Source organism: Campylobacter sp. MIT 12-8780 (assembly GCF_006864535.1).
In the GTDB taxonomy this organism is placed as follows: domain Bacteria; phylum Campylobacterota; class Campylobacteria; order Campylobacterales; family Campylobacteraceae; genus Campylobacter_D.
The window spans coordinates 39,656-52,486 of the sequence record NZ_QHLL01000001.1 but is presented as its reverse complement, the minus strand read 5'-3'; the positions used below and the strand labels follow the sequence as shown (position 1 = coordinate 52,486).

Sequence of the window (12,831 nt, the reverse complement as noted above, 5' to 3'; positions counted from 1 at the left end):
CGAAAAAAAGGAAACACAATGAAAAAAATCGTTTTAGCCAGCCTTCTTGCAGGTTTTTTACTCGGCTGCGGCTCAAATACTCAAGATCAAGCTTTAGGCTTTGAAGACAAAGATCTTACGATTATTAAAATCGTGGCTTTGGGTGATGAGCTTGAGTATAAGGCTCAAGAAAGACCAAATATCAACTTCTCAAAAGGTAAATTTAATGGCTTTGCGGGCTGCAACCGCTTTTTTGGCGAGTTTAGTTTAGATAAAAACAAGCTTAGCATTGCTGAAAATTCAGGCTCCACAAAGATGCTTTGCGATCCAGAAGCAATGATATTTGAAGACGCGCTTTTAGCTTCTTTTAAAGGGGATTTTGAGCTTAAAAAGAATGAAAATGGCTTTGTGCTTGAATCACCAGCTTTACAAATTCACCTTCAATAAGCTTTCAAAACAAGCAAATCAAGATAAATCGCGACTTTAAGTCCTTTTTTATCTTGATCTTTTACAAGACTTAAACCCTTCAAACCGATATTTGTTTGCTCTAAAGCCTTTAAAAACTGCATAGTTTTCATAAATTCAGCTTCAAATTCAAGCTCAAGTTTATGACTTATAAAATACTCTTTTTCTATTTTTTTATCTTTAATAGAATGAAAATGTATGTGCTTGGCATTAGCAAGTTTATAAAGCTCGTCAAGTTGCTTTTGATAGGGGATTTTAAATTTTAAAAGCGTTTTTTCAAGTTCATTAAGATTGAGTTTTTGTTCTTCTTTGAGCGAAGAAAGTTTTAGAATTTGTCCTTGCTCGTTTGAAAAGCGCTCTAAATTCTGTGGATCATAATACCAAAAACTCAGTATTTGAGCTAATTTTAAGCCCAAAAATACACCCAAAAGCAAGCTTATAATGCCAAGAAGAATTTTTTCTCTTAAACTCAATCCATCAAGATAAAAGCTCAACTTCTCACTCATCTTTTATCCTTAAATGTAATTCATATAGACCATCTTTGCTTGTTTTTTGCTTGAGTATAAAATCATCATTGTTATAAAGTTTTTCGAAGTTATTCTCATTGCCTTGCGTAATGATTTTGACTAAATTTTCATTTTCAAGCTCTAAGCTTATGATTCTTATGCCATTTTCATCTAAAAAAGCAAAGAGTTTGCTAAGAGTATAAAGAGGGTTTGTGATCGTGCTAGCAAGCTCTGATTCTAAGCTTTTGATTAAAATTTGCTTTTCCTCAAGTTTTAAATTTGTGCTTTGAGTAAGTTCTTCAAGCTCGTTTAATGAAAGCTGATTAGCTTGTTTGTGAAAGTTTGTTTTTAGGGTGTGATGCGTAAGATAAGCATAAATTAAACCACCACAAAAGCTTAGCACAAAAGCAAGTAAAAAACTCAAAATCAAGCCTTTTAAAGCACTAAATGAGCCTTGTTTTATGTTTCTTAGAAAATTGGCTTGAGCTTGATTTTGCTCTATCTCAAGTTTTGCAAGCTTTTTGTAAAGCTCATCTTGTGTTATTAGCTCTTTGTGAATTTGTATAAAAAGCTTATTTTGAAGCATTTTGCTAAGATTAAAATGATCGTTGATAATCAAAAGTGTTTGGCTTTGATACTGCTTTAAAAGCGTCTCGCACTTGGCTTGAGTGAGTAGAATTTCTATGCAAAACTTTTCTTGTTCTTGAATGCTTTTGTTTTTAAAAGCATTAAGGCAAAGTTTGGGGATATTTTTGCAATACAAAAACTCATCTTGCTTAAAAAAGGCGATAAAAGCATATTCATCTTGCAAAACAAGCGTTGCAAATGCTTGGCTTAAATCCGCATGCAGATTTTGCAAATTTCTTAAAATCACAGCTTCGCTTAAGGCAAAATCATCTTTTGTGTGTAAATTTTTAAAAAGAGTTAAAAAGATATGCACTCTTTCCTTGCTTTTGATAAAGCTCATCACATAACTTAGGCTTTCTTGTATATCAAATTCTATCAAAGCTCTTTCAAACAAGTTTTCTTCATCGATATTTTCAAGCTCATCAAGCTTGAAATTGGTGTATAAAATATCTTCAAATGCAATAATTTGTATTTTTATGTCTTGAGTTTTAAAGGGTTTAAAGTTCAAGAATTTGCTTAAGAAAGTCTTCATCTTTATCCCAGTTTTTTTTCACTTGCACAAAAAGATTGAGCATAACTTTTTTTTGAGCAAATTTTTCTATCCTTATCCTTGCGTTTTTGCCAAGTCTTTTTAAGGCTACAGCATTTTTACCGATAATCATAGCTTTGTGGCTATGACTTGAAGTGATGATATTTGCGTCAATGAAAAGTATATGTTCTTTTGCTTTAAAACGTGAAATTTCAAGCTCGCATTGATAAGGAAGCTCATCACTAAAACTCTCAAAAATCGCTTCAAGTATAAAATCCTTATAAATATCCTTTTCCTTTGCACTGCTTAAAAGCTCGCTATCATAGTAGTGTGGGTGCTCAGGCAAGAGTTTAACAACTGCATCAAGCAAGGCTTTTTTAGCACTTTTTTGCTTGCTTGAGTAAGGAAGCAAAGCCTTAAAATGCTCGCTTAAGCTTGAATACTCATTCATCTTAGCAAGCAAATACGCATTATCCACCAAATCGATCTTATTTAAAATCACGATATGCGGAACCTTGCAGGCTAAGCTTAAAAAGTCTTTATACTCACTCAAATCATCTTTAATGCTTGCTACAAAAAGCACAAGATCAACCCCTTCTATGCTTTTAAGAGCGATTTCTACGAGTTTTTGATTAAAAACTTTTTGACTTTTATGCAGTCCTGGCGTATCGATGAAAATGAGTTGATTGTTTTCGTGCATAACAATGGCATTGATTTTACGACGCGTAGCATTTCTTTTGTGAGAAATAATAGCAAGATTTTCACCCAGCAAAGAATTAATCATCGAGCTTTTGCCAGCATTGGTTCGCCCTATAACAGAGATAAAGCCCGCTTTTTGCATACAAAATCCTTTGAGTGTAATGATGATATTTTACACTAATTTGCAGATAAATTTTTATTTTCAAGCTAAATTTAAGTTTAAAAACAAATTTCAGCTCATCAATATAAACAAAATAAGTTATAATATCGCTTTTTAAGCTTCAAAAAAGCTTTAATAATACCCTTATAAAGAATAAAAAAGAAATTTAATCTTAAAGGACAAATAATGAAAAAACTACTTGTGATTTTAATCTTAAGCTTTACATGGCTTCAAGCTTTAGATCTTGATGAGATGATACACCAAGAATACGATGAAATAACCCCTGGAGAATGTGAAGTATCATTGGCTAAGGATATTAAAATAGGTGTGTGTAGTCTTACTGGTGCTATGAATGCATATGAGGATAAGCTTACCATGATAATGGGGCATTTTTATTCAAGTTATTATAAAATACTTGCAGAACATATAAGCACACAAGATAAGCATAAAATTAACAATATGGTTAAGAATATGCTTGCAAAACAAGATGAATGTGAAGAGATGGCTAGTAATATTGACCTGCCAGAGGATGCTAATCCTATAATTCCAGATCTTGAATTAACTTCTTGTATGCAAGATGAATTTGGCGAGTCTTTTTATGAACTGAGTAATTTTATCTATGAAAATCCTAAGTATAAACATATCTTTGATGAAATTTTTACACCAAATCCTAAAGAGTATTATGAGTTTATGAAATCACATAGCAATAGTGAATTTTTACTTAAAAACATACTTCAAAAAGCAGCCCAAGACAACCTCATAGATAAAACAGGAAAACTCATCGCTCACACAAATGAGCTTATCAAGCCTAGCTTTGATTGCACAAAGGCAAAGAGTGAGGTTGAAAAGCTTATTTGTAGTAATAAAGAAACAGCGAGTTTAGACAAACTTTATTCAAAACTTTATTTTGGCATACTTAATAGCATTCCAAAAGACACAAAGCTAGGGCAAACTACAAGAGCAAATTTAAAAACATTTAATAAGAATCTTTTGGAATATAGAGATAATATGCGTTGTTTTTTTCTGGATTATAATAACAACGAAAAAGAGGTGCAAGAGACAAATGAGATACTAGGCGATAATGGAGTGCCTTTGTATGCATATTTAAGCATAGTGCGTTATGGTTTTAGCACCCAAGAGCAAAAGCAAGCTTGTGTGCAAAGAGTTTATCTTATGGGAATCTTGCTTCTTGCTACAAACACCTTGCAAGATAGCGCGGATTTAAAAGGAGAGTATTCAGGTTCAGAGCCTTATTTCCTTGATATTTTTTCTATAAAATACCTTCATAACTTTGAGCTTTATGATACCTTTTTCCCAAAAGAATTTAAAGATAAGCTAAGCAAGATAACTAAAACTTTAGGATATTTAAGTGATCTTTCACGCTTTTCAGGGCATGGGTATTATTATGAGGAAGACACAGGCTTTATTTGCACTGGTGGAGAATGCGATACAGACACGATGAAAAATGAAGTAGAAAAGCCAGTGAAAGACTTTGTTAAAAAGATAAAATTGAGAGATTGATTAAACTAGGATTATTTTTGCGCAAAGACAAAATGAATAAAAATACTCTTTTATCTTTCCGCTGATAATTATCGCTTTAAAAAAGCTTCACAATATATATCTTGCTAAGTCTTTATCTTCTATAATAGAGCCAAGTTTTTCTTCAACCATAGCCTCATCAACCACAAAGTCCTTGCCAGCGTGCAAATCAGCCTCAAAGCTTAAATCCTCAAGAAGCTTTTCAATCACGGTGTGTAATCTTCTTGCGCCAATATCTTGCATTTGTTCATTTGCTTTGCTTGCAATTTGTGCGATTTTTAAAATGGCTTCATCTTTAAATTCAAGCCTTACTTTTTCAGTCGCTAAAAGCTGTTCGTATTGTTTAAGAAGCGAGTTTTTAGGGCGCGTAAGTATGGCATAAAGTGCCTTATCATCAAGGCTGTCAAGCTCTACTCTTAAAGGAAAACGTCCTTGAAGCTCTGGGATTAAATCACTTGGTTTGCTTAAATGAAAAGCTCCAGCTGCGATGAAAAGTATATGATCGGTTTTTAAGGTGCCAATTTTAGTTTGCACGCTTGAGCCTTCTACTATAGGCAGCAAATCCCTTTGCACGCCTTCTTTGCTTGGATCTTGCCTGCTTGAGTTAGAACTTGAAACAGCGACTTTATCAATCTCATCGATAAAGATAATGCCTTCATTTTCAGCCCTTTTTAAGGCTTCACTTTTAATGCTTTCCATATCTAAAATTTTCTCACTTGCTTCGCTTTGAAGGGCATTTTTGGCATCTTTTATTTTCATTTCTTTTTTGACTTTTTTGCTTCCAACGCCTATAACCTTTACTATATCTTGCATAGCTCCCATTTCAGGCGGTAAATTTGGATTGGTATCAAACATACTTTGTGAAATTTCTACCTCGATCACGCTTTCATCAAGCTTGCCATCTTTAAGCTTTGCGCGCATTTTTTCAAGGCTGTTTGCGTATTCATTTTGCTTTTCTTCGCTTATGCCTTTTGGTAGGGGTGGGAGTAGTTTTTCAAGGATTTTATTTTCTATGAATTCATCGATTTTTTCTTGATTTTTCTCTCTTTGTTCGTTTTTTACTAAAGTTAAAGCTGCATTTGCTAAGTCTCTTACCATACTTTCTACATCGCGTCCTACAAAGCCAACTTCAGTATATTTACTTGCTTCAACCTTGACAAAAGGAAAGCCCATCATCTTAGCTAATCTTCTTGCAATCTCAGTTTTTCCAACCCCAGTTGAGCCTATCATCAAGATATTTTTAGGGGTAATATCATCTTGAAGCTCTTTAGAAAGCTGCATTCTGCGGTAGCGGTTTCTTAGGGCTATAGCTATGATTTTTTTGGCATTTTTTTGTCCTATGACATAATCATCTAAAAACTCAACTATTTCTTTTGGGGTTAAATTCATTGTTTTGTATCCTCTATGACATAAGTTTTTATGTTTGTATTTGTATATATGCAAAGCTCGCCTGCGATCTGCAAGCTATCTTTTACCAGCACTTCTTCATCTAGCTTGGTGTGTTTAGCTAAGGCTCTAGCTGCGCTAAGGGCGAAATTTCCGCCACTTCCTATGGCTGCGATTTGCCCATCTTCTGGCTCGACCACATCACCTGTGCCAGAAAGCAAAAAGATATGTTCTCTATCAAGCACAAGCATCATAGCTTCAAGCTTTCTGAGGTATTTATCTTTCCGCCATTCTTTGCTAAAATCAATCGCAGCTTTAAGCAAATCACCCTTTGAAGCACTAAGCAAATTTTCAAACATATCAAAAAGGTTAAAAGCATCAGCTGTGCTTCCTGCAAAGCCGGCTAAAACCTTGCCATTGTTAAGTTTGCGAATTTTTACAGCATTGCCTTTAAGCACAGTGTTGCCAAAGCTTACCTGTCCGTCTCCACCTATGACGGATTTGTTTTTGCCCTTATAAGCTAAAATTGTCGTCGCGTGAAACATTATTCAGCCTTTACATTAAGTTTAAAACTTGCATGTATAGCATGTCCAAGTTTGACGCTAATCTCATGCAAACCAAGCGTTTTTATAGTATCACATTCTAAGCTTTTTTTATCAAGCTCAAAGCCGCATTGCTCTTTTAAAGCTGTAGCAATCTCATCTTTTGTCACCCCGCCAAAAAGCGAGCCATTAGCACCTACTGGCTTCTTGATCTCTAAATTTACTTTGGCTAATTCATCTTTAAGCTTTTCTAAATTTGCAAGCTCAAAACGCAAATTCTCAGCCTTTTTTCTTTGCTCGGCTTCAAATTGCTTTAAAACTTCATTTGTAGCAGCTTTAGCTAAACCTTTAGCGATTAAAAAATTTTGTCCGTAGCCATCTTTTACTTCTTTGATCTCTCCAGCCTTGCCAAGAGCTTTAACATCTTTGATTAATAATACTTTCATTTTTTATCCTTTTTGTAAAAAAGACAATTGTAACATTTTATGTTTAATCTTAGTTTTACAAGCTGAAATTTAAATAAAATTGCATATAATCTTTACGCAAATTTAAACTCGAATTTTGGTTTTGGCACTTGTCGTAAAATGCAAGGGGCTTTATTTGGATATGAAATGAGATTGAAGGAGTATTTTTGGATAAAGAAAACTTAAATTCAACACAAAATAAAAAATACGATGAAAATGGTGATGAGATTATTTGGGAGTATAAAGAGGATAAAATGTGGTTTCATGTGGCTGTGGTGGTAAATATGATTGCCATTTATGGTTTTTATTGGCTTACTATAAATAAAGTAGCAAAGTGGGTAAATCCCGGTTTTGGGCATTATATGTCATTTTTATTTATATTTTTGCTAATGGCTGCTTATCCACTTTATTCTATTTTTAGATTATTTAATCAAAAAGCAGTATATGCTACAAAAGATAAACTTATTTTTAAAAGATATTTAGGCAAGCCAACAATACTATCTTTGGAGCTTCCTATATACACATCAAATTATATATCACGCCTCCCACACTCAACTACTGATTTTTATATACTTGGTGGTGAGAGAAAATTCTTTGATAGAAAAGCTTATATTATTTATGGGATGGAAGATGAAAGTATAGATGAGCTTCGTAAAAATATTTTATTACCAAGAGTTAAAGAATATGTCTTAAATATAGCAGATGAAAAGGAAGCACTTACTTGCATATTAATTTTATCTATGTCCGATTTTAATAAATTAATAGATTTAAAGGCTTTAGAAAACGAAAGATTAGAAAGGCTTAAAAATACACAATAAAGAAAATGAAGCTATTTATATGCCTTTGGAATTTTGCTTTTGTGAGCAAGATTTTACACAGGTTTTTATTATTCGTAAAGATTTTGGAGGAGGAGTTAAAAAATGAATGAAAATAATAAAGAAAACCTAAATTTAACACAAAACAAAAAATATGATGAAAATGGAGATGAGATTATTTGGGAATATGAGGGAGATTCAAAAGTGTGGTTTTGCATAGCTGTAGCAGGACATATGATTTATATTTATGGTTTTTATTGGCTTACTATGAATAAAGCAGCAAAATGGGTAAATCCCGGTTTTGGGCATTATATGTCATTTTTATTTATATTCTTGGTATTGTTTGTTTATCCACTTTATTCTATTTTTAGATTGTTTAATCAAAAAGCAGTATATGCTACAAAGGATAAACTTGTTTTTAAAAGATATTTAGGTAAAACAAAAACGCTATCTTTAGAGCTTCCTATATATGGTCGGGATTTTCCACCAATGATTCCGCATTCAACTACTGATTTTTATATACTTAGCAATAAGGGAAGATTATTTAGAGTAGCCTATATCATTCATGCGGGTCAAGATGAGAGTATAAAAGAACTCTATAAAAATATCTTAGTGCCAAGAGTTAAAGAATATTACTTAAATGTAGTAGATGATAAAGAAGCAGTTATTTGCAGATCTGATTTATCAGACTCAGATTTTAAATACTTGATAGATTTTAAAGCCTTAGAAAATGAAAGACTAGAAAGGATTAAAAATACACCAAATAATCCTAACGATTGATAAATTTATAACTAAATCTAAACTCAAGCCAGCATTTTAAGGCTTGAGTTTAGATCAAAGTTAAGGTTAAAACTTCCTTCCAGCTTTGCCAGCGATGATGAAACGTAAGGCGTTAAGCTTGATAAAGCCTTCAGCGTCTTTTTGGTTATACACTTCATCTTCTTCAAAGGTGCAGTATGCTGCATTAAAGAGGCTATCATTTGCACTTTCTCTACCTACTACCATTACACTACCTTTGTAAAGCTCAAGGCGCACAAGTCCATTGGCGTGCTTTTGACTTTCATCAATGAGCGCTTGAAGCATAAGTCTTTCAGGGCTAAACCAAAAGCCATTATAGATCAAATGAGCGTATTTTGGCATAAGTTCATCTTTAAGATGAGCTGCTTCTCTATCAAGAGTAATGCTCTCAATAGCTCTGTGTGCTTTAAGTAGTATTGTTCCGCCCGGTGTTTCATAACAACCGCGTGATTTCATACCTACAAAGCGGTTTTCAACGATATCAAGACGTCCTATGCCATGTTTTGCCCCAAGTTCATTAAGCTTTGCTAAAAGTGCGGCAGGGTTCATTTTCTGTCCGTCAATAGCCACTAAATCACCCTTTGCGAACTCAAGCTCTATGATCTGGCTTTCATTTGGAGCATCTTTTGGACTTTTTGTCCATCGCCACATATCTTCATTTGGAGCTATGGCTGGATTTTCAAGCTCTAAACCCTCATAAGAGATATGAAGTAAATTTGCGTCCATTGAGTAGGGAGACTTGCCCTTTTTCTTGCTTATATCAATGCCGTGTTTTTGAGCATAGGCTAAGAGTTTTTCACGACTATTTAAATCCCATTCTCTCCAAGGGGCGATGATTTTTAAATTTGAGTTTATAGCTAAGTATCCTAACTCAAAACGCACCTGATCGTTACCCTTGCCTGTAGCGCCATGACTTACCGCATCAGCTCCTGTTTGAGCTGCTATTAAGGCTTGAGTTTTAGCTATTAAAGGACGCGCTATACTTGTGCCAAGCAAATACTCGCCTTCATAAATAGCATTTGCCCTAAACATAGGAAAAACATAATCTTTCACAAATTCATCTTTTAAGTCTTTAATAAAGACATTTTCTGGTTTTATGCCTAAAGCTAGGGCTTTTTGACGAGCTGGTTCTAGTTCTTCGCCTTGTCCTATGTCAGCTGTAAAGGTTGCAACCTCGCATTTATACTCATCTTGAAGCCATTTTAAGATAATGCTCGTATCTAACCCGCCTGAGTAAGCTAGAACGACTTTTTTGATCTCATTTTTCATCGTTTTTCCTTAAGGTTTTTGTGGTATTTAAGCAAGTATTCTAACGAAAAAATGTTTATATGACAATTAAACAAAAGTCAAATTTAGCTGAAAAATTTGATTTTGTGGCATATAAAAAACTCTTAGAAAACAATAAATTTTAGTCATTTTAAATCAAATCTAGCTCAAATCAACACAGCGTTAGCACGCTTTGCACGCTTTTTTGCATTTAACCCTTTTTTTCAACGCCAAAAATGCCTATACTCAAACGCAAAAAAGGATATGCAAATGAGTATGATTGATCTAAGCACCAACTCCTTTTCAAACAATGCTTATCAAGCCAGCCCGCCAACAAGGGCGTTTCAAAACACCTTCGCGTCAAAAAATGCCACAAATGCGGCAGGGTTTTTAACGCAAAGTGATTTGAGCAATTCTCTTTCAAATCCAACCTTGCAAAACTCGCAAATTGCAAACTTGCAAGCGGATACAGCCTTGAAAAATCAGCAACTTTTCACCGATAAAATAGGGCTTGGTGCAAATCTAGCTATGAGTGGCTTGAGCCTTTTAAACTCGTTTAATTCGTGGAAAATGGGCAAAGAAAATCTCAAGCTTCAAAAAGAGCAACAAAATCTTTTAAAAGAGCAATTTCACACCGAAAACGCCCGCTACAAAGAGCGAGAAAATGAACGCAAGCAAAACAACGAGGCTTTGGCAAAATCAGCCTCAAATTACGAGCTTTTGCCAACTCAAAGGCTGTAAATGCGTCTTATTAGCTTGCCTCGTGCTTTAAACTGCGTCAAAAAGGATCGCTTTTCAAACTCAAAATCAGCCCTTTTAAAGCTCAAACAGGGCGAAAACGAGCTTGAGCTGAGCCGTTTTGGCGGGTATTATCAAAGCGAGGAAAGGCTGATTTTTAGGGTGTATGAGGGCAAGGGGGTTTTAGAATTTGAGCATGCTTTGAAAAATTTTGACTTTTCAAAGCTTAATCTTGCTTTTTTAGAGCACTTTTTATGCCACAACTTGCACCATCAAAACGCTGATACCTTTGATAAAAAGATGATCGCTTTGTTTTTGGATTTTGATTTGATTTTGCAAGAAAAGGGCGAAGAATACATCATCAACAAAGCCTATCAAAAGCTTTGCAGGAGGCTTTTTGCTCAATAAAAGCAAAAAAAGATCGGGGCAAGCTAAAAGCTTAGCTCAAAAGCCACAAGAATAGCAAAAAGTTGGCAACCAGACAGAGGATACAAAAAAGTTGGGCACACCAGAGCGGGGGCTTTTCGCTTGCGAAAAAAAGCTCGGGTAGCCTTTAGGTTTTTACTTCGTGCGTTGCACTCGTAACTGCAAGCAGAAGTTGCTTTAGCTTGAATGAAAGAAAAGTTGGGCACACCAGACAAGGGGCTTTTTGCGAAGCTTCTGCTTGCAGTTGCGTAAGCAAAAAAAGGGTCGGGAAGCCTTTAGGTTTGTTACTTTAGCAGGAGCTTCGCTTCTGCGGTGAAAGTAAATAAAAAAAAGAAAGGAAATTAAAATGCCAAGAGAAAATATCAACGCAGGGAGTTCAGCACTTAGCGGGATGATCGCAAACGCTCAAGCTATGCAAAACACGACAGCATCGATGACGCAAGGTATCCAGCAAGGCTTAAACTCAGCGATGAGCTATTTTAGCGAGTATAGGGATCATTTGCTTAAAAGAAGGCAACTTGAGGAGCAAACAAAGGCAAATAAGGACTTGCTTTTAGAAAAAGCCCGCCAGTTTGATACGCAACACGTCTTAAATCAAAGGCAAATGGCGATTAATGAAAAAGTCGGCAAGGCTCAAGCGTGGAATATGAACGCCAATGCAAACGCAACGCACGAACAGACAAAGCAAATGAAGAAAGATTTTAAATTAATGGATGACACGCGGTATAAAAAAGATGACGCTCAAAGCCCAGCCACCACTGAAAAAGATGATACTCAAACGCAGTCTGCTCCTTCGTCCAGCCCAGCCACTCAAACACAACTTGCTTCAAACGCTCCTGCTAACTCAAGCCAGCCAAGCACTACTGAAAATCAAGCCAGCCCAGCTCCTTTGTCCAGCCAGCCAAGCCCAAGCCCAGCCACTGAACCCCAGCCAAGCCCAGCTACCCAGCCCCAGCCCGCTCAAAGCCCAAAAGTTCCTTGGATGCTTCAGCCCTTGCTTGCTGCGCGCAAAAACACACAAGACTTACCAACGCAGAGATTTTAAATGAGAGTATTTAAGTTTAAAAATGCCTATGTAACTTGCGAAAAATGCGACAATGTCTTTAGTTTAAACGATAGTGATGAGTTTAAGGCTGAGTTTAAAGAATTGTTTAGGGCAAAAGAAAAAGAGTTTTTTTACTCGTGTTATTGCCCGATTTGCTTGAGTATGAACCTTTTTAAACTTGCATTTGAAGTGCAACAAAAGCAAGTGATTAAAAGATATGAGATCAAGCTTTATACCAAAAACACAAGATAACAAGCAAAGGGCAAGCCCTAGAGCACAAAGGCTTATTTGTGGCTTTTTTCAGTGATGAATTGTTGTATCACTTGGTTTAATTCATCTTTTGAAGTTAAGCCGCTGGCTACATTTACGACGACATTTTCCATAAGTTCAGCAAATTCATCGCTGTAAATACCCTCCAAATCCAAAAAGTGCATAGCTAAAAATATCGAAGTGCGTTTATTTGCGTCTAAAAATGGGTGAAATTGTATGCAAGAAAACATTAAATGAGTGATTTTATCGGCGATACTAGGATAATACTCATCGTTTTTTATGTGCTCTAAAGCACTAGCTAGATAAACGATTTGTTGTTCATTGTATCCGCCTAAGCCACCTATTTTTTCAATGATTTTATCGTGTATGGCGATGGCTTCATCAAGTCTTATATAATTCATTTATCCTTTAATCGCTCAAATACGGCTTTAATAGCAGGTTTGTCAAGCTCTTTTTCCATTTTTTGCATAGTTTTTTTAACGGCTTGCCTTTGGCTAAACTCGTCTTTGTTTTTTTTCTCAGCCACGCTTTTAGCTGTTGTTTGCATACTTTTTCCTTTTTTTGTTTTGGCTTAACC

The 12,831-nt window shown here is 35.2% G+C and carries 17 protein-coding genes; 8 read left to right on the top strand and 9 right to left on the bottom strand.

Translation table 11 applies throughout. From position 1 onward, the window contains the following. Nucleotides 1-18: 18 nt before the first annotated feature. Nucleotides 19-426: an META domain-containing protein gene (locus DMB95_RS00275; protein WP_162056615.1), complete on the top strand. Its 408-nt coding sequence runs from the start codon at nt 19-21 to the stop codon at nt 424-426. On the opposite strand, the gene DMB95_RS00270 is transcribed toward DMB95_RS00275, so the two are convergent. The 3 genes from DMB95_RS00270 to era are packed head-to-tail and all read right to left on the bottom strand — an operon-like array spanning nt 420 to nt 2,947. Continuing rightward, nucleotides 420-950, bottom strand: a complete 531-nt coding sequence (locus DMB95_RS00270) for a hypothetical protein (RefSeq protein ID WP_142930418.1) — start codon at nt 948-950, stop codon at nt 420-422. The genes DMB95_RS00275 and DMB95_RS00270 overlap by 7 nt on opposite strands. Next, nucleotides 943-2,085, bottom strand: coding sequence for a threonine/serine exporter family protein (locus DMB95_RS00265; protein ID WP_142930417.1), 1,143 nt, complete (start codon nt 2,083-2,085; stop codon nt 943-945). Before DMB95_RS00265 ends, DMB95_RS00270 begins: the two co-directional genes overlap by 8 nt. Continuing rightward, nucleotides 2,075-2,947 (bottom strand): GTPase Era, encoded by an 873-nt coding sequence (era, locus tag DMB95_RS00260; protein WP_142930416.1) that lies wholly within the window; start codon nt 2,945-2,947, stop codon nt 2,075-2,077. Before era ends, DMB95_RS00265 begins: the two co-directional genes overlap by 11 nt. A 204-nt stretch (nt 2,948-3,151) precedes the next feature. Between era and DMB95_RS00255 the strand changes: the two genes are divergently transcribed. Beyond that, nucleotides 3,152-4,486 (top strand): hypothetical protein, encoded by a 1,335-nt coding sequence (locus tag DMB95_RS00255; protein ID WP_142930415.1) that lies wholly within the window; start codon nt 3,152-3,154, stop codon nt 4,484-4,486. A gap of 87 nt (nt 4,487-4,573) precedes the next feature. On the opposite strand, the gene hslU is transcribed toward DMB95_RS00255, so the two are convergent. Genes hslU through rplI form a run of 3 tightly spaced genes read right to left on the bottom strand, consistent with a single transcriptional unit; the run spans nt 4,574 to nt 6,878 of the window. Then, the gene (gene hslU, locus DMB95_RS00250) at nt 4,574-5,893 is read right to left on the bottom strand and encodes an ATP-dependent protease ATPase subunit HslU (protein WP_142930414.1); all 1,320 of its coding nucleotides are present in this window, start codon (nt 5,891-5,893) and stop codon (nt 4,574-4,576) included. Beyond that, complete coding sequence (gene hslV / locus DMB95_RS00245) at nt 5,890-6,435, bottom strand: ATP-dependent protease subunit HslV (RefSeq protein ID WP_137632856.1); 546 nt, start codon at nt 6,433-6,435, stop codon at nt 5,890-5,892. The genes hslU and hslV overlap by 4 nt, the downstream gene beginning before the upstream one ends. Next, complete coding sequence (rplI, locus tag DMB95_RS00240) at nt 6,435-6,878, bottom strand: 50S ribosomal protein L9 (RefSeq protein ID WP_142930413.1); 444 nt, start codon at nt 6,876-6,878, stop codon at nt 6,435-6,437. Before rplI ends, hslV begins: the two co-directional genes overlap by 1 nt. 185 nt (nt 6,879-7,063) lie before the next feature. Here rplI and DMB95_RS00235 point away from each other — a divergent pair, with 185 nt between their 5' ends. Next, entirely contained in the window at nt 7,064-7,714 is a 651-nt protein-coding gene (locus DMB95_RS00235; RefSeq protein ID WP_142930412.1) for a hypothetical protein, read from the top strand. 102 nt (nt 7,715-7,816) lie between these two features. Continuing rightward, nucleotides 7,817-8,491 carry a DUF4234 domain-containing protein gene (locus DMB95_RS00230; RefSeq protein ID WP_142930411.1) on the top strand — a complete coding sequence of 225 codons (675 nt, stop codon included), beginning with the start codon at nt 7,817-7,819 and terminating at the stop codon, nt 8,489-8,491. 66 nt (nt 8,492-8,557) lie between these two features. Here DMB95_RS00230 and DMB95_RS00225 read toward each other — a convergent pair whose 3' ends face one another. Continuing rightward, a complete protein-coding gene (locus DMB95_RS00225; protein WP_142930410.1) occupies nt 8,558-9,778 on the bottom strand; it encodes an argininosuccinate synthase in 1,221 nt (406 codons plus the stop codon). 267 nt (nt 9,779-10,045) lie between these two features. Between DMB95_RS00225 and DMB95_RS00220 the strand changes: the two genes are divergently transcribed. The 4 genes from DMB95_RS00220 (at nt 10,046) to DMB95_RS00205 (ending at nt 12,236) form a co-directional block, all read left to right on the top strand. After that, complete coding sequence (locus tag DMB95_RS00220) at nt 10,046-10,516, top strand: hypothetical protein (RefSeq protein WP_142930409.1); 471 nt, start codon at nt 10,046-10,048, stop codon at nt 10,514-10,516. Beyond that, complete coding sequence (locus DMB95_RS00215; protein WP_142930408.1) at nt 10,517-10,921, top strand: hypothetical protein; 405 nt, start codon at nt 10,517-10,519, stop codon at nt 10,919-10,921. It abuts the gene before it with no gap. A gap of 364 nt (nt 10,922-11,285) precedes the next feature. Continuing rightward, on the top strand, nt 11,286-11,984 hold the full coding sequence (locus tag DMB95_RS00210; protein ID WP_142930407.1) for a hypothetical protein: 699 nt from the start codon (nt 11,286-11,288) through the stop codon (nt 11,982-11,984). Beyond that, nucleotides 11,985-12,236: a hypothetical protein gene (locus DMB95_RS00205; protein ID WP_142930406.1), complete on the top strand. Its 252-nt coding sequence runs from the start codon at nt 11,985-11,987 to the stop codon at nt 12,234-12,236. Between the two features lie 32 nt (nt 12,237-12,268). Here DMB95_RS00205 and DMB95_RS00200 read toward each other — a convergent pair whose 3' ends face one another. Next, on the bottom strand, nt 12,269-12,655 hold the full coding sequence (locus DMB95_RS00200) for a type II toxin-antitoxin system death-on-curing family toxin (protein WP_142930405.1): 387 nt from the start codon (nt 12,653-12,655) through the stop codon (nt 12,269-12,271). Further along, a complete protein-coding gene (locus DMB95_RS09500) occupies nt 12,652-12,801 on the bottom strand; it encodes a hypothetical protein (RefSeq protein WP_185906669.1) in 150 nt (49 codons plus the stop codon). The genes DMB95_RS00200 and DMB95_RS09500 overlap by 4 nt, the downstream gene beginning before the upstream one ends. Nucleotides 12,802-12,831: the final 30 nt, after the last annotated feature.

Coding starts and splice junctions, on each gene's coding strand:
- DMB95_RS00275 (WP_162056615.1), top strand. CDS start 19: ATGAAAAAAATCGTTTTAGCCAGCCTTCTTGCAGGTTTTTTACTCGGC.
- DMB95_RS00270 (WP_142930418.1), bottom strand. CDS start 950: ATGAGTGAGAAGTTGAGCTTTTATCTTGATGGATTGAGTTTAAGAGAA.
- era (WP_142930416.1), bottom strand. CDS start 2,947: ATGCAAAAAGCGGGCTTTATCTCTGTTATAGGGCGAACCAATGCTGGC.
- DMB95_RS00255 (WP_142930415.1), top strand. CDS start 3,152: ATGAAAAAACTACTTGTGATTTTAATCTTAAGCTTTACATGGCTTCAA.
- hslU (WP_142930414.1), bottom strand. CDS start 5,893: ATGAATTTAACCCCAAAAGAAATAGTTGAGTTTTTAGATGATTATGTC.
- hslV (WP_137632856.1), bottom strand. CDS start 6,435: ATGTTTCACGCGACGACAATTTTAGCTTATAAGGGCAAAAACAAATCC.
- rplI (WP_142930413.1), bottom strand. CDS start 6,878: ATGAAAGTATTATTAATCAAAGATGTTAAAGCTCTTGGCAAGGCTGGA.
- DMB95_RS00230 (WP_142930411.1), top strand. CDS start 7,817: ATGAATGAAAATAATAAAGAAAACCTAAATTTAACACAAAACAAAAAA.
- DMB95_RS00225 (WP_142930410.1), bottom strand. CDS start 9,778: ATGAAAAATGAGATCAAAAAAGTCGTTCTAGCTTACTCAGGCGGGTTA.
- DMB95_RS00220 (WP_142930409.1), top strand. CDS start 10,046: ATGAGTATGATTGATCTAAGCACCAACTCCTTTTCAAACAATGCTTAT.
- DMB95_RS00215 (WP_142930408.1), top strand. CDS start 10,517: ATGCGTCTTATTAGCTTGCCTCGTGCTTTAAACTGCGTCAAAAAGGAT.
- DMB95_RS00210 (WP_142930407.1), top strand. CDS start 11,286: ATGCCAAGAGAAAATATCAACGCAGGGAGTTCAGCACTTAGCGGGATG.
- DMB95_RS00205 (WP_142930406.1), top strand. CDS start 11,985: ATGAGAGTATTTAAGTTTAAAAATGCCTATGTAACTTGCGAAAAATGC.
- DMB95_RS00200 (WP_142930405.1), bottom strand. CDS start 12,655: ATGAATTATATAAGACTTGATGAAGCCATCGCCATACACGATAAAATC.
- DMB95_RS09500 (WP_185906669.1), bottom strand. CDS start 12,801: ATGCAAACAACAGCTAAAAGCGTGGCTGAGAAAAAAAACAAAGACGAG.